The sequence below is a fragment of the Pseudomonas sp. P7759 genome, assembly GCF_013386445.1.
Taxonomy (GTDB): Bacteria; Pseudomonadota; Gammaproteobacteria; order Pseudomonadales; family Pseudomonadaceae; genus Aquipseudomonas; species Aquipseudomonas azotoformans_A.
The window spans coordinates 470,424-489,596 of the sequence record NZ_JACART010000006.1; the positions used below are offsets into that span (position 1 = coordinate 470,424).

At 61.0% G+C, this 19,173-nt stretch carries 18 protein-coding genes; 13 read left to right on the forward strand and 5 right to left on the reverse strand.

The window, feature by feature from the left end; translation table 11 throughout:
* The first annotated feature begins 83 nt into the window (after positions 1 to 83).
* The 7 genes from HX823_RS08090 to HX823_RS08120 are packed head-to-tail and all read left to right on the forward strand — an operon-like array spanning position 84 to position 8,134.
* Positions 84 to 1,841, forward strand: coding sequence for a carbamoyltransferase (locus HX823_RS08090; RefSeq protein WP_033897821.1), 1,758 nt, complete (start codon positions 84 to 86; stop codon positions 1,839 to 1,841).
* Positions 1,825 to 2,955, forward strand: coding sequence for a glycosyltransferase (locus HX823_RS08095; protein ID WP_177074604.1), 1,131 nt, complete (start codon positions 1,825 to 1,827; stop codon positions 2,953 to 2,955). The genes HX823_RS08090 and HX823_RS08095 overlap by 17 nt, the downstream gene beginning before the upstream one ends.
* Positions 2,955 to 3,851: an antimicrobial resistance protein Mig-14 gene (locus HX823_RS08100; protein WP_038844417.1), complete on the forward strand. Its 897-nt coding sequence runs from the start codon at positions 2,955 to 2,957 to the stop codon at positions 3,849 to 3,851. The genes HX823_RS08095 and HX823_RS08100 overlap by 1 nt, the downstream gene beginning before the upstream one ends.
* Positions 3,848 to 5,236 (forward strand): PIG-L deacetylase family protein, encoded by a 1,389-nt coding sequence (locus HX823_RS08105; RefSeq protein ID WP_177074605.1) that lies wholly within the window; start codon positions 3,848 to 3,850, stop codon positions 5,234 to 5,236. The genes HX823_RS08100 and HX823_RS08105 overlap by 4 nt, the downstream gene beginning before the upstream one ends.
* A complete protein-coding gene (locus HX823_RS08110) occupies positions 5,233 to 6,189 on the forward strand; it encodes a glycosyltransferase (RefSeq protein ID WP_038844421.1) in 957 nt (318 codons plus the stop codon). The genes HX823_RS08105 and HX823_RS08110 overlap by 4 nt, the downstream gene beginning before the upstream one ends.
* A gap of 51 nt (positions 6,190 to 6,240) precedes the next feature.
* Positions 6,241 to 7,002, forward strand: coding sequence for a glycosyltransferase family 2 protein (locus HX823_RS08115; RefSeq protein ID WP_038844423.1), 762 nt, complete (start codon positions 6,241 to 6,243; stop codon positions 7,000 to 7,002).
* Between the two features lie 46 nt (positions 7,003 to 7,048).
* Complete coding sequence (locus HX823_RS08120; RefSeq protein ID WP_177074606.1) at positions 7,049 to 8,134, forward strand: glycosyltransferase; 1,086 nt, start codon at positions 7,049 to 7,051, stop codon at positions 8,132 to 8,134.
* Here HX823_RS08120 and HX823_RS08125 read toward each other — a convergent pair.
* A complete protein-coding gene (locus tag HX823_RS08125) occupies positions 8,123 to 8,689 on the reverse strand; it encodes a lipopolysaccharide kinase InaA family protein (protein ID WP_177074607.1) in 567 nt (188 codons plus the stop codon). The two genes, HX823_RS08120 and HX823_RS08125, sit on opposite strands and share 12 nt — an antisense overlap.
* 148 nt (positions 8,690 to 8,837) lie before the next feature.
* Between HX823_RS08125 and HX823_RS08130 the strand changes: the two genes are divergently transcribed.
* From HX823_RS08130 to HX823_RS08155, 6 genes are all read left to right on the forward strand, one after another.
* Positions 8,838 to 10,022: an O-antigen ligase gene (locus tag HX823_RS08130; protein ID WP_177074608.1), complete on the forward strand. Its 1,185-nt coding sequence runs from the start codon at positions 8,838 to 8,840 to the stop codon at positions 10,020 to 10,022.
* Positions 10,023 to 10,031: 9 nt separating this feature from the next.
* On the forward strand, positions 10,032 to 11,840 hold the full coding sequence (gene msbA, locus HX823_RS08135; protein ID WP_038844431.1) for a lipid A export permease/ATP-binding protein MsbA: 1,809 nt from the start codon (positions 10,032 to 10,034) through the stop codon (positions 11,838 to 11,840).
* 152 nt (positions 11,841 to 11,992) lie between these two features.
* Entirely contained in the window at positions 11,993 to 12,697 is a 705-nt protein-coding gene (locus tag HX823_RS08140; RefSeq protein WP_177074609.1) for a sulfotransferase family 2 domain-containing protein, read from the forward strand.
* Complete coding sequence (gene cysC, locus HX823_RS08145; protein WP_177074610.1) at positions 12,690 to 13,298, forward strand: adenylyl-sulfate kinase; 609 nt, start codon at positions 12,690 to 12,692, stop codon at positions 13,296 to 13,298. Before HX823_RS08140 ends, cysC begins: the two co-directional genes overlap by 8 nt.
* Before the next feature lie 103 nt (positions 13,299 to 13,401).
* A complete protein-coding gene (hldE, locus tag HX823_RS08150; RefSeq protein ID WP_038844437.1) occupies positions 13,402 to 14,826 on the forward strand; it encodes a bifunctional D-glycero-beta-D-manno-heptose-7-phosphate kinase/D-glycero-beta-D-manno-heptose 1-phosphate adenylyltransferase HldE in 1,425 nt (474 codons plus the stop codon).
* Entirely contained in the window at positions 14,819 to 15,745 is a 927-nt protein-coding gene (locus HX823_RS08155; RefSeq protein ID WP_038844439.1) for an NAD-dependent epimerase/dehydratase family protein, read from the forward strand. The genes hldE and HX823_RS08155 overlap by 8 nt, the downstream gene beginning before the upstream one ends.
* A 49-nt stretch (positions 15,746 to 15,794) precedes the next feature.
* Here the strand turns inward: HX823_RS08155 and HX823_RS08160 are convergent, their stop codons facing one another.
* The 4 genes from HX823_RS08160 to HX823_RS08175 are packed head-to-tail and all read right to left on the reverse strand — an operon-like array spanning position 15,795 to position 19,171.
* On the reverse strand, positions 15,795 to 16,754 hold the full coding sequence (locus tag HX823_RS08160; protein WP_028615485.1) for a hypothetical protein: 960 nt from the start codon (positions 16,752 to 16,754) through the stop codon (positions 15,795 to 15,797).
* Positions 16,755 to 16,795: 41 nt separating this feature from the next.
* Positions 16,796 to 17,608, reverse strand: a complete 813-nt coding sequence (locus HX823_RS08165) for an aldo/keto reductase (RefSeq protein WP_038844441.1) — start codon at positions 17,606 to 17,608, stop codon at positions 16,796 to 16,798.
* Positions 17,605 to 18,780 carry an FAD-binding oxidoreductase gene (locus HX823_RS08170; protein ID WP_038844443.1) on the reverse strand — a complete coding sequence of 392 codons (1,176 nt, stop codon included), beginning with the start codon at positions 18,778 to 18,780 and terminating at the stop codon, positions 17,605 to 17,607. The genes HX823_RS08165 and HX823_RS08170 overlap by 4 nt, the downstream gene beginning before the upstream one ends.
* 55 nt (positions 18,781 to 18,835) lie before the next feature.
* A complete protein-coding gene (locus HX823_RS08175; protein ID WP_010213655.1) occupies positions 18,836 to 19,171 on the reverse strand; it encodes a multidrug efflux SMR transporter in 336 nt (111 codons plus the stop codon).
* Between the last annotated feature and the right edge of the window lie 2 nt (positions 19,172 to 19,173).

Consider the following 19,173-nt stretch of genomic DNA (forward strand, 5'->3'; position numbering starts at 1 on the left):
TTAGCTGTTTCCTGCCCAGGCGGGAAGCACACTTTTTCGCGGCGTAACCCGCCTGCATGCAGACTAAAAGAGGCTAGACCCCTGTGGCATTGACGATTCTTGGCCTGTCCGGCGCCCTTAGCCATGATCCTTCCGCAGCCTTGTATATCGACGGCAAGCTGATCGCGGCCGCCGAAGAAGAGCGCTTCGTACGCGACAAACATGCAAAGAACCGCATGCCCTACGAATCGGCGAAGTTCTGCCTGGAACAGGCCGGCATCAAGCCTTCCGACGTTGACGTGGTGGCGATCCCGTTCGCCCCGATCAGCCTGTTCGGTGAGGCGCGCTGGCACTACGCCAAGCGTTACTGGTACGCCCCGGACCGCGCGCTCGACGCAATCCTGATGGGCAACCGCCGCTACAAACGCTATCGCAACAAGATCGTCTGGTGCCTGGAGCAACTGGGCTTCGATCCGAAGAAAATCAAGATCGAACCGGTTGAACACCACCTGGCCCACGCATCCAGCGCCTACCACTGCTCCGGCTTCCAGGAGAAAACCGCGATCCTTGGCATCGATGGTAAAGGTGAGTACGCCACCACGTTCTTCGGCTACGGCGAAAACGGCAAGATCCATAAGATCAAGGAATTCTACGATCCGGACTCCCTCGGCGGCCTGTACGGTGCAATCACCGAGTTCCTCGGTTTCGAGATGCTCGACGGCGAGTTCAAGGTCATGGGCATGGCGCCGTACGGCGACGCCAGCAAATACGATTTCTCGCGCCTGGCCTCCTTTGAAAACGGCGAGCTGGTGATCAACACCGACTACGCCAACGTCATCGGCCTGCGCCGCTATAAAGAGAAAGGCAAGGGGTTCTACTTCTCGCCAAAACTGATCGAGTGGCTGGGTCCGAAGCGCGAAGGCGATATCGCCGACGAGCCGTACATCCACTACGCCGCCAGCATGCAGGCGTTGTTCGAGAAACTGGCGCTGCAGATGATCGACCACTACCTGGGCGACATCCTGAAAGACACCGGCAAGCTGGCCTTCGCTGGCGGCTGCGCGCTGAACGTCAAGCTGAACCAGAAGATCATTGCCCGTGACGACGTCAAGGAGCTGTTTGTACAGCCAGCGTCCGGCGATGCCGGTACGGCGGTCGGTGCGGCGGCTTATGTGTCCCACGCCCGTGGTGTGCCGGTGGAGAAGATGGAACACGTCTACCTCGGCCCGTCCTATAGCAACGAAGAGGTGATTGCGGCGTGCGCCAAGCACGAGAGCAAGCCCGTATGGCGCAAGATCGACAACATGCCCCAGCGCATCGCCAAGATCATGGTCGACGGCAACCCGGTGGCCTGGTTCCAGGGTCGCATGGAGTTTGGCCCGCGTGCCCTCGGCGGTCGTTCGATCATCGGTTGCCCAAGTGCTACCGGCGTGGCTGACCGTATCAACCACCAGATCAAGTTCCGCGAGCGCTGGAGACCTTTCTGCCCGTCGATGCTCGACACCGTCGCCCCGCAGATGATCAAGGTCGACCACCCGGCGCCGTTCATGACCTTCACCTTTGAAGTGGCTGAAGAGTGGAAGACCCGCGTGCCGGAAGTGGTCCATGAAGATGGCACGTCCCGCGCCCAGGTACTCAAGCGTGAGTACAACCCGCGTTACTACGACATGATGAAAGAGCTGGAAGTGCTCACCGGTAACGGTGTGTCGCTGAACACTTCGCTCAACCGTCGTGGCGAAGCGATGATCTGCTCGCCGAAAGACGCGCTGGACATGTTCTTCGGCTCTGACCTGCAATACCTGATCATGGAAGACATCCTGGTCGTCAAAGACGGCGTGGACCCTTATGACACGGTCGGCTGAACGCCACGTCCTGCAGTTCTGCCACGGCTATGACGGGCCGTTCCTGGACTGCGCGCGGCAGTACGCCAGCCTGTTCGCAGGCTCCGGCTACAAGGTGACCACGGTGTTTCTCACCGGGGTTGCCGACCCTGAAGTGGCGGCGGGTTGCGCCAGTGATGAGGTGTTGTTCATGGAGTTCAGCTCGAAGGCCATTCGTGGCCTCAAGCTGGGCGCCATCGCCGAGATGCGCAAGATTGCCGCCTCGCGCAATTTCAGTTTCTGCATCGCACACCGCGCCAAGCCCATCTACGTGGCGTTGCTCGCCACGCGGTTGCAGGTGATCGGTGTGCACCATGCCTTCGGTGATTACCAGCGCCGTGGCCGCCGCCTGTTCGCGTCGATCTTGCGCAAGCGCCTGAGCCTGCTGGGGGTTTCCGACGCCGTGCGCGATGACATCCGCCGCTGCCTGCCGAGTTGGCCGGCGGCGCGTATCCAGACCTTGTACAACCGCATCGATGTGCAAGCCCTGCAAGCCCAGCAGGTTTCCAGGGATGACGCGCGGGATGCCCTGGGGTTGTCGCCGGATGAATGGGTGGTCGGCAATGTCGGCCGCCTGCACCCGGACAAGGACCAGGCCACCCTGCTCAAGGGCTTTGCCTTGGCCCTGCCGCAGCTGCCGGCTGAAAGCCGACTGGCGATCCTCGGCACCGGGCGCTTGGAACAGGACTTGAAGGAGCTGGCCCGCGAGTTGGGGATTGCCGACAAGGTGCTGTTCCTCGGCCAGGTGCCGGAGGCGCGCCGCTATTTCCGCGCGTTTGATGTGTTTGCGCTGAGTTCCGATCACGAACCCTTCGGCATGGTGCTGCTGGAAGCCATGGCCGCTGGCGTTCCACTGTTGGCTACCGCGTGTGGTGGTGCACGGGAAGTGGTCGAAGGTGTTGGCATCCTGTTTCCGTTCGGTGACGCTGAGCACCTGGCCCAAGGGCTGGGCCATCTGGCCGCGATGGACCCACACCAGCAACACCAGTGCGCAGAACTGATGCTGGAGCGCTTGCACGCACGATTCTCGGATCAGGCAGTGCGCGACACTTTCTGGCAACTGCCCCATGTCATTGAACTGACCGCGAGGGCTTGATGCTCAATCGATTCCAAGGCTGGCGCGAGCGCGGCTGGTCCGTCGTCGATGCACCGACCTACAACGAGGCCTGGCAGCGTTTTGGCGGTAGCGTCGCCACCCATCCGCAAGTGATCGAGCGCCTGGCTGGGCTGGCGCAGATTCCAGTGCGATACCTGGCCTGGGAGCAGGCGGGTGAACTCAAGGCGTGCATTGCCACTTGGGGTCGCGACTTGGCGCTGTCCAAGGACGTGCTCAAGCGCAGTGGCAAGAAAGGCCTGTTCGACCTGGGCAATGCCGAGGTGATCCTGCCGGCCGCCGCCGATGCGCAGGCGCCTTTGCGCCAGCGTGCACGCTACCTGTCGACGCTGAACGAAGGCCGCTTCAGCGGCCTCAAGCCACAGGCCGAACAGTTGGCCATGGCGCGCACCCCGGAAGAACTGTCGAAGAAGTTTCGCTATAACCAGCGCCGCGAACTGCGTTTGCTGGAAGAGGCGGGCGGCGTGGTGCGGCCAGTCAGCGAGTTTTCCAGCGCAGAGTTGGCGGCCATCTACTGTGACCTGTTCCTGCGTCGCTGGGGCTTCACCGCCACGGGCGCCGAGCGCTTGGCCGAAGTGATCGAGCTGATGCGCGAGTGGTTGATCGGTTCGGTGATTTTTCTGAATGATGCGCCTATCGCGATTCAGTTGGTGTATCGGGTCGAATCGCCGGAATGGATCAGCGTGGAGTACGTCAACGGCGGGGTCGATCCTGAAACCCGTGCCTTCAGCCCCGGTAGCGTGTTGAGCTTTCTTAATACCCAGAGCGCCTGGGAGCAGGCGCGCGAAGTCGGCAAGCCATTGCGCTTCTCCTTTGGCCGGGCCGATCGCGAGTACAAGGACCGTTGGTGCAACCCCGTGCAGGTATTCAGCGTATGACCCGTAAGCAGCAATTGCTCAAGCGCCATCGGCGCAACAAGCGCACGGCGCTGATGGTTGGCGTATTGCTGCTGGTGGTGATCGGCATCCTGGTGGCCTGGTGGTTGCCATTGCTGTTGGCCGTGCTGGCCTGGATCGCCCATGAAGCGTGGTTTGCCGACCATCTGTTCTATGCGCCTAACGAGGATTACCAATACCGTTTTGCAGCGGATGCCGAGGTGCCGGGCGTGCGCCTGGAAAATGGGCGCTTGCTACTGGATCAGCCGGTAGACGCGGACGCAACGCGGGTGCTGGCGATCAAGGTCAAAAGCACGTGGCTGGGGCGCTTCCTCGACCCGAGCATTGAACTGGCGGGCGACCGGCAAACCTTTGAGCGCGGCGTCAACGGCGTGCGTTACCTGAACCTCAGTGGTTTGGCGCTGAACGAGTTGCCGTTGCGCGGGCGGCATTGCCGATTGATCGGCACGCCCCGCCTGTGGGCCTGGACCCACCCGGATTACCGCACGCAGCGCGTGATGGTGATCGCGCCCCATGCCGACGATGCAGAATTGGCGGCGTTTGGTCTGTACAGCCAGGCTGAAAAGCCTTGGATCGTCACCCTGACCGCAGGTGAAATCGAAGCCGAGCATTACCAGCAGATGGGCCTGGACGCGGTCGAAGCCGCGCGCATCAAGGGTCGCCTGCGCGCCTGGGACAGTATCGCGGTGCCGCTGTGGGCCGGTGTGCCACAAGCGCACTGCGTGCAACTGGGTTACTTCTGCCTCCAATTGCAGGCGATGCAAGCCGCACCGGACCTGCCCTTTGCTTCCCGTGAAGCCGAGATGACAGACGTTCGGCCGTTCCGCCAATTCAATCCGTTTGCACTGCCAGCGGACAGCGATGGCTTGCCCACGTGGAACAACCTGTTGGCCGACCTGCGCCAAGTGTTGTTGATGGCGCGTCCAGAAGTGATTGTGCTGCCGCATCCGGTATTGGACCCGCATCCAGACCATGTCTGCGCGCAGCACGCGGTTCTGGAAGCCTTGCAAGGTCTTGAGTGGCAGCCGACGACAATACTGGGCTACGCCAACCACCTGCACGACAACGACCGCTGGCCCATGGGCGACGCGGGTACCGGCATTGCGTTGCCGCCGCTGTTCGACGCGACCGAAGAGCTGCTGCCCTGCAGCCTGCCGCTGACGTTGGCGGATCAGCGTGACAAGGCCATGGCGCTGGGCATGATGCATGACTTGCAGCCGTCACCGCCCTTCAAACGCCGTGTCCGGCGTTGGCTGCAGCGAGTGTTGGCGGGCCGTGCACCGTCTCCGTATGGTGAGAATGAATTTTTCCGCAAAGCCGTACGACGGCATGAGCTGTTCTGGCGTTTGGGAAAGGATAAGTCATGAAAGTCTTGTTTCTGGTGCAGAAAGAGCAGCGCGCCATCCTCGATCGCTTGTACGAAGGCGTGGCCGAGCACTGCGAATGTGATATCCGTTGGTTGAGCAGCGATGAGCAGCGCAACCTGCGCGGTTACTTCCGGCGTGAGGTCGACGTGACCCGTTACGATCGCATCGTGTTCTTCCTGCGCTTCAAGCAGGAAATCCGTCAGGTCGGATTTATCCGTACGATCCCGAACCTGGTGATCCTCGAACACGACGCCTACCAGAACTATATTTCCTGCAAATACACCGGAAAATTCAGCGCCCATTACCGTCGCTTGCCCTGGGCGCGGGTGATCAGTTCCGGCTACATGGTGACCCAACGCCTGCGCGCCGAGGGCTTTGACGCGGTGTTCGTGCCCAAGGGCTATGATCAGGCGCTGTTGCAGCCGCAGGAACGTGAGCGGGATATCGAGCTGGCGTTTGTCGGCAGTACCAACAGCGTGGCCTACAGTGGACGCAAGGCACTGCTCGATGAACTGGCACAGGTTGAGCCGTTGGTGGTCACGCGCACCAAATCCGGTGAAGAATATTGTGCCACGCTCAACCGGATCCGCTTTTTCGTCAGTGCCGATGTAGGCATGGGCGAGTACATGATCAAGAATTTCGAAGCCATGGCCTGTGGTTGCGTGCTGCTGGCGTTCGATCAGGGCGCCGAAGAAAACGCGGCCCTGGGGTTCGAGGAAATGGTCAATGTGGTGTTCTACAAGGACATCCCGCAGTTGCAGGAAAAACTGGCCGTGTTACGGTCCAATCCGCAGTTGGCGGCCGACATTGCGCGAAAGGGTCAGGACCTGGCCGTCAGCCAGTTCAGCTTTGCCCGGATCGGCCAGCGGATTGTCGAAGTCCTCGAGCCGCCCCTGCGGCCCCGTGCACCATTGAGTGTGCTGGAAAGGTTGCGCCTGAAACTGGGCGTTTGATATCGGCCAGATGGCCGCAAATGATGGCTATGTGATATTATCGAGGCTTGAATGCAATTCTCCGATCAAAGCGACATAACGCTCGTAGTGACCAGTTGCGGTCGCTTCGATTTGTTGAAGCGCACGCTCGAGAGCTTCGATCAGTTCAATACGGCGGCGATCCGCGAAGTCTTCATTACCGAAGACTCCGGTGACGACGCCGTGCGCCAAGCGGTTCCACAGCACTGGCACGGCCATTGCACTTTCTTGATCAACCGCCCGAAGCTTGGGCAGTTGGCGTCCATCGACTTGGCCTATGAGTCGGTCAAGACCCCCTACATATTCCATTGCGAGGATGACTGGGCGTTTTATCGACCCGGCTTTGTCGAGGATTCCAAGACGATATTGGAGCACCGACCGGATATTTTGCAGGTGTGGTTGCGTAACTACGTCTACGACTTGCAGGTGCACAGCCCCTATATTCACCTGGGGCCTCGTGAAGTGGTGGGCGGTGTGCCGTGTTACCCCCTGCTGTCCGACAAACCCGAGTGGCAAGGGTTTTCGTTGAACCCAGGGTTGCGACGTATCAAGGAATATCGCTTGTGCGCGCCCTATGCCGGGTTCGAGGGTGAGAAGGGATTATCGAAGCGTTACGCGCAGCTGAACCTGGCGGCCGTGACTCTGGAAGGCGATGCGGTTCTGCATACCGGTTTCGGTTTGCATGTGGCGACGGCAGAAGAGCGCTTGACCAAAGCGCGGCGCAAGCGGCGCGAGCGGATCAAGCTGGCGGCTATGTTGGTACTGGGTGTCGGTATTGGCTGGTTGATCCATTAAGTACAGGCGACAAGCCACCACAACGCCGCAAAAGGTCATTTTTTCGATGAGTATCCTCAACATCATGTGGGCCGGTGGTTCTGCATTCGCTTCGGTGCAGAAGGTTCATCAACAGATACTTTCCCACGCTGTATGCCGTGCGCCGATCACTACCTGGTTGCTTCAAGGTCGTTCGGACGAAGGGGAATCGGCAGTAGAGTGGAGTTTGTCCTCTGCCCGACTCAAAGGCCGGCACTTGTGGAAGTTGCTGATGCCTTGGATGCGCGCGCGTTTCCAGAAGGCGCTCCCTGACGATTTGCAGGTTGTGCTGCTGGATGGGGTGGGCGTGGCCCGGGTGATGTTGCCGGTGCTCAAACACTTGCCGCACGTGCGTGTTGTCGTGGTTTTTCATGGCGTCACACGCATGCGCCGGTCGGACAAAAAGCTGTTTGAGCAGTTTCCCGCCGAGCAACTCACGCTGGCTGCCGTCTCGCAAACCCTTGCCCAGTCGATCGAGCGTTTTCTGCAACGGTCCGTGACAGTGCTGCGCAGCGCGTTCGACCCAGTAGCCTTTCGTGCCGCCGCGCTTTCTCGGGAGCAGGCACGCATTCGTCTTGGACTGCCGCTGGACGGTTCGCCCGTGCTGGGTGCGGTAGGCCGATTGGTCGACGGCAAAGGGTTCAGCTGTTTGCTGGAGGCGTTTGCCGGCGTGTCGGCGCATCTGCCGGACGCGCGGCTGGTGATTATCGGCGAGGGCGCCGCAAGGGATGCCTTGGAGGCGCGTATCGAAAAACTCGGCTTGCAGGGCAAGGTGACGTTGCCGGGTCATCTGTCGGATGCGGCGACGCTTTACCGCGCCTTCGACTGGGTCGCCATTCCGTCGACCCAAGAGGGCTTGGGGTTGATCCTGCAAGAGGCAGTGATGGCCGGTGTGCCGGTACTGACCAGCGAGTTGGCCGTGTTTCGCGAGCAGTTGGCGGAGGCCGGCTGGTACGCCCCTTCAGATAATGCGCAGGCCTGGGGCCTTCTGATGGAGCGTGCCTTCGCCGCTTCGGCCCGGGATGTGCTCAAGGCCCAATCGCGTGCATTGGCGCCGGAGCAAGCCTGGAAGGATTTCAGTGAAACTTCCCAGCGCCTGTTTTCATGCCGCTAGCAGCGCTTGTTCCAGTGCTTGCATTGGAAAGCGTTCGTTCAGCTTCTCGCGCGCAATATAGCGGGCGAAATGCTGCAAATTGCGTCTTGCCAACTCCTGGTTCAACGGGGCGCGCAGGAAGCGCATATCCGCCACATCGATCAGCCCCATTTCGTTATCAGGTGTAACAACGATATTGCCCAAGTGCAGGGAGCGGAAGTAAATTCCCGCACTGTGCAAACGGCGGATGAGCGCCACCAGCGGGTCGAGGTTCGATTGCCAGTCAAAGCCTTCTTTATTGGAAATCTGGCGTAGCGTTTCACCCGGCAGTGGGCGGTACAGCACCGCGGTCATGCCGGGTGCGGCCAGTTGGAAGAACGCCAGTACGGTCAAGGTAGGGATGCCACGTTGTTGCAGTTGCGCCACGTTGTCGATGAAGCGCTTGGAGTAGGGGCGAAACAGCGCCGACGAAAACAGGCGCTTGCGGCGAAACAGTTTGAGGATATTCCCGTCAGCCAGCAGGTAGACCTTGGGGCCGTAGCTGTCCTTTTCCAGGATGCGGGCGCCTTCAATCATTGCGTTTAAATCGGCTTGGGGAAGCCTTGAACATTGCATCGTCGGAAAGCCTTGTAGGAGTCGCGGGCACAGTGATCGGTAATAATGCCGAAAGTTTTGGGTTTTAACCATGCCGCGTTGGTGGGGTGGACGTATTCAGGAGCGGGTGATGCAAGCAAGTCGTTGGGCGCAGGTGTGGATGGTTTTCGGGTTACTTTGGTTTTTGCTGGCGATTGCCTTTGCGCCGACCAACAAGATTTACCAACAAGGCTTGACCCTGTTTCTCTGGTTGCCTGCCATGGTGTTCGCCTGGTCGGCCCGTGAGCGACTCAAGGAAGTCTGGCGTGAACAGCGTTGGATGTGCCTGATGTTGGCGGCACTGGCCATCTGGGGCGCCATCAGCCTGTCGTGGAGCAATGCCGAAGACCCGTCCCGCGAGACCAAGCGCTTGCTGTATATCGGCGTGTTCCTGCTGTTTTTCCCGGTGTTTGCCTGCGGGCAAGCCGATCGGGTCATCCGCGTGATGCAATGGGGCGGTTTCGGGCTGGCCTTGTCGTCACTGGTCGCGATCATCAAGTTCTATGGTATTGAACACCACGCCTGGTTTGCGCGCCTCGAAGGGATAGGTCAATTGTCCCACCCGATTCTGGGGGCCTATGTGATTGGTCTGGCTGCCATCTGGCTGCTGCATTGGCTGCCACGTGGCCGCTGGATGCAGGCGGCATGGGTGGTGTCCATCGCATTGCTCGGGCTTTTCGTCGTGCTGAGCCAGAGCCGAGGTGCTGCACTGGCCTTGCTTCTGACCGTCGTGGCGATGCCGGCCTGGTGTCGTGATCGGCGTACCGCGGTAATCTCCATTGGCGCAGTGATAGTGGCGCTGGCGGTATTCTTCTCCATGCAGTCCCTGGTGTTGTCCAGAGGCGTCTCCTACCGGCCGCAGATCTTCATGACCGCCGTCGAGATGGTTTCCCAGCATCCGTGGACCGGTTTGGGGCTGGGTGGGGATTACAGGATCTTCATCACCGCGTATGGCATGTATTTCGACCACGCCCACAACCTGTTCTCCCACGTTGCCATCGAACTCGGCCTGCCCGGCCTGCTGCTGTGGTGTGGCTTGTGGTTCGGTGTGTTGTGGCAAGCCTGGAAGGCCCGCGACACGCTTTACGGCAGGGGTATCATCGGCATGTGGGTGTTTTCGTTCCTGGCCATGCAGTTCGATGCCGCCAGCCTCACGGGCACCCCACGGGCCGAGTGGTTTATCTCATGGCTGCCGATTGCGCTGGCGACTGTCTTGGTCTGGGCTCGGGCCAATCCCGATGCATGTGATAAAGTTCGCGTCCTACCCAATCAGTGAGCTCGACACATGAGTGACGCACCGCCCAAAGCGGACCAGGAATCCAGCCTGAAAATCTATTTCAGGCTGCTGGGCTATGTGAAACCGTACATCGGCATGTTCATGCTGAGTATCTTGGGCTTCGTGATCTTTGCTTCCACCCAGCCGATGCTGGCCGGGATCCTCAAGTACTTCGTGGATGGCTTGAGCAATCCCGATGTGGTGTTCCTGCCCAAGATCCCGTTGTTCAAGGACCTGAAGCTGTTGATGGCCGTGCCGCTGCTGATCATCCTGATCGCCGCGTGGCAAGGCCTCGGCTCGTTCCTGGGCAACTACTACCTGGCCAAGGTCTCCCTGGGCCTGGTGCATGACCTGCGGGTCCAGCTGTTCAACAAGCTGCTGGTATTGCCCAACCGTTATTTCGACACGCACAACTCCGGTCATCTGATTTCCCGCATCACCTTCAACGTGACCATGGTCACCGGCGCCGCCACGGATGCGATCAAGGTGGTGATCCGCGAGGGCCTGACGGTGGTGTTCCTGTTCGGCTACCTGCTGTGGATGAACTGGAAGCTGACCCTGGTCATGCTGGCGATCCTGCCGCTGATCGCAATCATGGTCGGTAGCACCAGCAAGAAATTCCGCAAGCAGAGCAAGAAGATCCAAGTGGCGATGGGCGACGTGACCCACGTGGCCTCGGAGACCATCCAGGGCTACCGCGTGGTGCGCAGCTTCGGCGGCGAAAGCTACGAAGAGCGCCGTTTTGCCGCCGCCAGCCAGGGCAACACTGATAAACAGCTGCGCATGAACAAGACCGGTGCGGTCTACACACCAATGCTCCAACTGGTGATCTACACCGCAATGGCAGCGCTGATGTTCCTGGTATTGCTGCTGCGTGGCGACGCCACGGCGGGCGACCTGGTGGCCTACATCACCGCAGCGGGCCTGTTGCCCAAGCCGATTCGCCAATTGTCGGAAGTCAGCTCGACCATCCAGAAGGGCGTAGCCGGTGCCGAAAGCATCTTCGAACAGCTGGATGAAGAGCCGGAAGTCGACAGCGGCACCGTGGAGCGTGATCGCGTCAGCGGTCGCCTGGACGTGCGCAACCTGAGCTTCACCTACCCAGGTGCCGAGCGTGAAGTGCTGAAGAACATCAGCTTCACCGCAGAGCCTGGGCAGATGATCGCCCTGGTCGGGCGTTCGGGCAGTGGCAAGTCCACGCTGGCCAGCCTGATCCCGCGTTTCTACCACCACGAAACCGGCGAAATCCTGCTGGATGAGGTGGAGATCGAAGACTACCGTCTGCGCAATCTGCGTCGGCACGTGGCCCAGGTGACCCAGCACGTGACGCTGTTCAACGATACGGTGGCCAACAACATCGCCTACGGCGACCTGGCGGATGCACCGCGTGAAGACATCGAGAAGGCCGCCACCGATGCCTATGCCATGGACTTCATCGCCGAACTGCCCAAAGGCCTGGACACCGAAGTCGGCGAAAACGGCGTGCTGCTTTCCGGCGGCCAGCGCCAGCGCTTGGCGATCGCCCGTGCACTGCTGAAAAATGCCCCGCTGCTGATCCTGGATGAGGCAACTTCGGCGCTTGATACCGAGTCCGAGCGCCACATTCAGGCCGCTTTGGACAAGGTCATGAAGGGCCGTACCACTCTGGTGATTGCGCACCGACTGTCCACCATCGAGAAAGCGGACATGATTCTGGTGATGGACCACGGTGAAATTGTCGAGCGTGGTACACACGTGGAACTGCTGGCCATGGGCGGCTATTACTCGCGGCTGCACGCCATGGGCCTGGATGAGCCGGTAACGGCCAACATCACCTGATATGCCGGGGCGCGCAATGCGCCCTGGTGTTTGTATCAAGCCCCTTACAGGCTTGACCAAAGCCAAATAATTCGCTGCCTAACGTTTGTTATGTTGGCCTTCTCGATTCGAATGACGAACGAGAGGGCTAACCTTCTTGCGTGGGTAATGGAATGTTGCAGCGTCTGTTCTGGAAATTGCTTCCCAAGCCCCAGCGGGTTTTCCTGCTGGGGCGTTTGTCGGTGGTGGATCGCCAGGCGGTGAACAAGTCCCTGTCTGGGGTGACCACGCTTCCACCGGCTTTCGAGCGTCACAACTGCGTATTCATCCATGTGCCTAAATGCGCTGGCAGCAGCGTCTGCTCGGCGCTGCTGGATGGGCGCTGGCCGGGCCATCTGCCGTATTACTGGTACCAGCAGCAATTCCCCGAGCACTGCGAACGCAGTTTCAAGTTTGCCTTTGTGCGCGACCCATTGGAGCGTGCCTATTCGGCCTACACCTACCTGCGCAGCAATCATATGGGTACCCGTGATGTGCACGCCCAGGCGCTGGTGTGCAGCTACCGCGACTTCGATCATTTCGTCGGCAGTTGGCTACACCCGGACAACCTGCACCGCCAACTGCACTTCGCCCCCCAGACTGATTTCCTGGTCGATCACATGGGCCGTATGGCCATGGACTTTCTTGGGCGCCAGGAATCCCTGGAGCAAGACTTCCAGCGGTTGTGCGAGCACCTCGGCGTCAGCACCACGCTGCCGCATCTGAATGTTTCACTGGGGCGGCGCAACGAGCCGGTCAGGGATTTTTGCAGCCTGCGTACACGCCGTCTGGTGCGGCGTGCCTATCAACGTGATTACGAGGTGTTGGGGTATGAATAGTCAGTCACTCTCCCGGGGTTCGGCTTCTGTCCGCCCCTTTGCCTTGTCGTTGTCGGTGGCCGCGCGGGCTGCGCTCAAGCACCAGCAGCCTTGCTGCCTGTGGCTGACGGGGTTGTCCGGGTCCGGTAAATCGACCCTGGCCAATGCGCTGGAAGTGCAGCTCAACGAACAGGGCCGGCATACCTTCGTGCTCGACGGCGATAACTTGCGCACCGGTTTGTGCAATGACTTGGGCATGAGTGATGCGGCGCGCAAGGAAAATATCCGGCGCATCGGCGAGGTAGCGCGGCTGATGGTGGACGCAGGACTGATCGTAATCGTTTCGGCGATTTCCCCGTTCAGCGCCGACCGGGCAACCGCCAAGGCACTGTTTGGGCCGGGACAGTTTTTCGAGGTCTACATCAGCACGCCCTTTGACGTGTGCGCGCGGCGTGATCCCAAGGGCTTGTACCGTGCGGCCCTGGAAGGACGTATCAAAGCGTTTACCGGGCTGGACAGCCCCTATGAGGCGCCGATCAAGGCGGACTGCGAAATCAATACCGAGGAATTCGAACTGCTCGACGCGGTGGACAAAATCCTGGCGGCGCTGTTCAAAAAGTGATCAGATTTGCCGTGTGATGCATCCCGGATAAAGCTCTCGAACTAGGCGGCGCTCACCCTGTGCTAATATCGCGCCCCTGTTCATTTTGTATGTGGGATGCTCCATGAAGTTGTCCATGCCGCGATTCGATCAAGCCCCTGTCTTGGTGGTCGGCGATGTTATGCTCGACCGTTACTGGCATGGCGGTACCTCACGGATTTCCCCTGAGGCGCCGGTACCGGTAGTCAAGGTCGAGCAAATCGAAGACCGTCCGGGCGGCGCTGCCAACGTTGCCCTCAATATTGCCGCCCTCGGCGCCCCGGCTTCCCTGGTCGGCGTGACCGGCGACGACGAAGCCGCCGACAGCCTGGCCAATAGCCTGCGCGGTGCTGGCGTGCGCGCGCTGTTCCAGCGCATTGCCCACCAGCCGACCATCGTCAAGCTGCGGGTCATGAGCCGTCACCAGCAACTGCTGCGTATCGATTTTGAAGAACCCTTCGCCACCGACGCCCTGGCCCTCAGCGGCCAGGTCGATGAGTTGCTCGAAGGCATCAAGGTGCTGGTGTTGTCCGACTACGGCAAAGGTGCCTTGCGCAACCACCAGGTGCTGATCCAGGCCGCCAAGGCCAAGGGCATTCCGGTACTGGCCGATCCAAAGGGCAAGGACTTCTCGATTTATCGCGGAGCCAGCCTGATCACGCCGAATCTCAGCGAGTTCGAAGCCATCGTCGGCGGTTGCGCCGATGAGCACGACCTGGTCACCAAGGGCGCCGCGTTGATGGCAGACCTCGACCTGGGCGCCTTGCTGGTGACCCGTGGCGAGCACGGCATGACCCTGCTGCGTCCGGGCCACCCGGCGATGCACCTGCCGGCACGTGCCCGCGAAGTGTTCGACGTGACCGGCGCTGGCGACACCGTGATCTCCACCCTGGCCGCCTCGATTGCCGCGGGCGAAGAACTGCCCCACGCCGTGGCCCTGGCCAACCTGGCGGCAGGTATCGTGGTGGGCAAGTTGGGTACGGCTGCCATCAGCGCGCCTGAATTACGTCGTGCGATCCAGCGTTCCGAAGGTTCAGAACGCGGCGTGCTGACCATCGAGCAACTGCTGCTGGCGATTGACGATGCCCGTGCCCATGGCGAAAGCATCGTGTTCACCAATGGCTGTTTCGACATCCTGCACGCGGGTCATGTGACTTACCTTGAGCAAGCAAGCGCCCAGGGCGACCGCCTGATCGTGGCGGTCAACGATGACGCCTCGGTGAGTCGCCTCAAAGGCCCTGGCCGTCCGATCAACAGTGTCGACCGTCGCATGGCCGTGCTGGCTGGCCTGGGTGCGGTGGACTGGGTGATCAGCTTCCCTGAAGCGACCCCGGAAAACCTGCTGGCCCAAGTCAAACCGGACGTGCTGGTCAAGGGGGGCGACTACTCCGTCGACCAGGTTGTCGGGGCGGATATCGTCAGTGCCTACGGCGGCAAGGTCAAAGTGCTGGGGCTGGTCGAGAACAGCTCGACCACGGCCATTGTCGAGAAAATCCGCAACAATGAGTAAGTGGGTGCTTGTTACCGGTGGAGCGGGTTTTATCGGCTCGCACCTGGTCGATGCCCTGCTTGCCAAAGGCTATGGCGTGCGGGTGCTGGATAACTTCTCCACCGGCAAACGCAGCAACTTACCGCTGGGCAACCCGCGCGTCGAACTGCTGGAAGGCGATGTGGCCGATGCCGAACGGGTGGCTCGCGCCGCCGTCGGCGCAACGGCGGTGGTACACCTCGCGGCGGTGGCTTCGGTGCAGGCCTCGGTGGATGATCCGGTCAGCACGCACCAGAGCAACTTCGTCGGCACCTTGAATGTCTGCGAAGCCATGCGCAAGGCTGGCGTCAGGCGCGTGGTATACGCCTCCAGTGCGGCGGTCTATGGCAACAATGGCGAAGGCGCTTCGATTGACGAAGACACCCCCAAGGCGCCATTGACGCCCTATGCGTCTGACAAGCTGGCGGGCGAGTACTACTTGGACTTCTACCGTCGCGAGCATGGCCTGGAGCCGGTGATCTTTCGCTTCTTCAATATCTTCGGGCCACGCCAGGACCCATCATCGCCGTATTCCGGCGTGATCAGCATCTTCAGCGAGCGCGCGCAGCAGGGCGTGCCGATTGCCGTGTTTGGCGATGGCGAGCAGACTCGTGACTTCATGTACGTGGAAGACCTGGTGGACGTGTTGGTGCAGGCGATTGAAGCGCCGACCGCGCCGCTGGGTGCCATTAATGTGGGCTGGAACCGCACCACTACCCTCAAGCAGGTATTGCAGGCGCTGGAAGCAATTGTCGGCAAGTTGCCAGCGGTGACTTACGGGCCAGCGCGTTCCGGAGATATCCGGCATTCGCGGGCGAATAACCAGCGCTTGCTGGCGAGCTTCACGCTGCCCGAACCCACTCCCCTGAAGGTCGGGCTGGAGCGCTTGCTCAAAGGCTGACGCGATTTGTAGTGAGCGGGCTTNNCAAGCCCGCTCACTACAGTCTGATTCAGGCCTTGGCTTTTTTCTTGGGCACGATCTTGCGCAGCACCCGCTGTGCCAAGCGCTTCAATTTCGACTCTTTCTCCGGCTCCGCCAACCCCTGCTGACGTAGCCAGTCCTTCCAGCGAATCCGCTCCTCACGCACCAGCCAGCCTTCCTGCTGGGCGAAACTTTCCGCCAGGTACAAGCCACGAGTACTGGCTGGGTACAGCTGGTCTTTCTTGACGGTGTACAACTCGGCCAGGGGCTGGCCGTCTTTGAGCGGCATCAGGTACAGGTCAGGACGCTGGCGATCCAGGCGTGCCACCAGTTGATCGCCTTCCAGGCGCTCGTCCACATGGAACAGGCTCAGGGATTTGGCTTCCTTGGGCACTTCCAGGCGCAGGTCATAGATCAATTGCAGGGAGGCGGTGGGCAGGTGCACGTAGGCGCGTGGGCGCTCAATCAATTGGGTGGTGGCGCAACGTACCGGCCGGGCGGCACCGGACAGCGGGCTGAGGCGAAAGGGCAGGGCTTCACGGTAATGCAGCGCGGCGGAGTAGGGCGCCGGTAGCCAAGTGTCATTGAAGCGTCCGCCCAGCCAACCTTCCGGCGTCTCCAACAGGCACTCTTCGGCGATTTCCTGGATGGCGGTGTGCAGCGGCAGGTTCAGTTCATGGGCGGGTACGTAGCCGGAGATCAGCTTGAGCACCACATCGCCACGGTCCTGGCGGCGCTGGCGCACCAGCACCCAATAATCGCGGTTTTGCCAGTGCAGGGTCAGGCGTACCGATACGCCGAGGTTGGCCAGTTCCAGGGCGAAGCGTTCTGGGTCGGCCACTTCCACCGGCTTGCGCCGTTGCAGGGTCTGGGCAAAGTTGAGCGGCATGCCGACGCTCTGGTAACTCAGGCCTTCGGGGGTGGCTTCGACGTGCAGCGGCAGTGTCTTGAAGTTGCTGGGGTTTTTTCTTATGAGCGTTCGCGGCATGTCGGCTCCTTCTTGCGACGGGGTCGGCCGCGTGGGCGGCATCAGAGTTGACGAATGACCTGGGCAGCGGTCGCCACGTTATGGGCCAGGTGCAGCGGATTAATGGTCCCGACAATAGCACTGGCGACGCCCGTTTGCGCAAACAACAGCATGAAACTCGCACGAATTGGATCCATTCCAGGCTCCAGGCAAACATGTCCACTGGCCAAGGCCTTTTTCACCAGGATGCCTTTGCCGTGGGCGGCCGCATAATCAATGACGGCTTTCTCGGCCTGTTCGTTCAAATTGTAGGTGACCATGGCGCAATCGCCCTGTTCCAGAGCCTTCACCCCGCCTTCGACGGTTTTGCCGGAGAAGCCGAAACCGCGGATCTTGCCTTCTTTTTTCAGCTCGGCCAGGGTCTGGTAGACCTCACAGTCGTTGAGGATGTGCAGGTCGTTACCGTCGGAGTGCACCAGCACCAGGTCGATAAAATCGGTTTCAAGTCGTTTCAAACTGCGCTCGATCGACAGGCGGGTGTGAGCGGCGCTGAAATCGTGGGTGGATGCGCCATTCTCGAACTCTTCACCCACTTTGCTGACAATCACCCAGTCCTTGCGTTGGCCGCGCAACAGCGGGCCCAGGCGTTCCTCGCTCATGCCATAGGCCGGCGCGGTGTCGATCAGGTTGATGCCCAGTTCGCGGGCCTGTCGCAACAGCATGCGCGCCTCGTCATCACCGGGAATCTGAAAGCCACTGGGGTACTTCACCCCTTGGTCGCGGCCCAGCTTGACGGTGCCCAGGCCCAGGGGCGAAACCATCAGGCCGGTGCTGCCCAGGGGGCGATGCAGGTCGTGCAGGGTAGGTAGGCTCATGGCAACAGTTGCTCCCAGGCAGGGACGCCGATGGCGGGTTTTGGCAGGTCGGGCAGCGGCTCGCTGGCGCTTGGGCGGATGCCGTCACGTTCCAGGCTGTTGATCACCCGATCAGCGAAGTCCGGCGCCAGCGCCAGTTTGGTCGGCCAGCCCACCAACAGGCGGCCTTCCTCGGCGATGAAGGCGTTGTCGGGACGGGTGAGGCCCGATTGCAGCGGCTCGGCGCGGTCGACGCGCAAGGTGGCCCACTGGGTTTGGCTCATGTCGATCCACGGCAACAGCTGAGCAAGCTCTTTCTGCGCGGTGGCGATCTGTTCTTGCGGCGTGCGTGCCACGCCATCGGCTTCGGCAATGTCGCCGCCCATGTACCACACCCAGTTGCCATCGGCGGCCGGGTGAGTGGTGACAGTGATACGCGGTTTGGTGCCGCCACCCAGGCAGTGGGCATACAACGGCTTCAGGCCGGGGCCTTTGGCGATGATCATGTGTAGGGGGCGCTTCTGCATGGCCGGCTTGCTTAAGCCCAGGCCAGTCAGCAAGTCTGCGGTGCCGCCACCGGCGCTCAACACGATGCGTTGGGCGCGGATCTCACGGTCGTCTACTTTCAAACCAACCAGCTTGTTGCCTTCCAACAGCGGTTCGATGTGTTGGCCGGCGAGCAAGCCATCGCCCGCCAACTGCGCCAGGCGTTCGATCAGGCTCGGGACGTCCACCACCAACTCGGCCAGGCGATAGACCTTGCCCTTGAATCGACGGTCTTGCAGGGCGGGCGGCAGATCGTCGCCCTTGACCTGATCGACACGGCCACGCACGGCCTTGCTGGCGAAGAAGCTGGTGAGGTTGCCTGCGAGGGTGCCGGGCGACCACAGGTAATGGGCTTCGGACAACAGGCGCACGCCGGTCAGGTCCAGCTCACCGTTACCCGCTAGCGCTTCGCGCCAGCGGCGCGGCATGTCGGCAATGGCTTCGGAGGCGCCAGTGAGGGCGCCATGCAGGGCGTATTTGGCACCGCCGTGAATGATCCCTTGGGACTTCACGCTTTGCCCGCCACCCAAGGTGGCGTTTTCCACCAACACCGTGGAAAACCCCTGGCGGCGCAGGCGCGCATTCAGCCAGAGGCCGGCAACCCCGGCGCCGACAATCAGAACGTCGGTGGAAATAACGGATGGCATGGGCGACCTCAGTGTTCAAGACAAGAGGCGCAGTATACAGCCTGTTGAAGGGTGGTCAGTGCCCGGCGGTTTTCGAGAACAGCTGGATCACCACCACGCCCAGCACAATCAGGCCCATCCCCAGCATCGCCGGGATATCCAGCTTCTGCCCGTAGATAAACAGCGCCGCGATGCTCACCATCACAATGCCCATCCCGGCCCACACGGCGTAGGCCACGCCCACCGGCACCGTGCGCACCACCAGCGTCAGCATCCAGAACGCCACGCCGTAGCCGACGATCACCAGCAGCAGGGGGATCGGCGTACTCCAGCCCTTGATGGCCTTCATGGACACGGTGGCGATCACTTCCGAGCAGATGGCAATGGCCAGGTAGTAGTAAGCGACGTTCATGG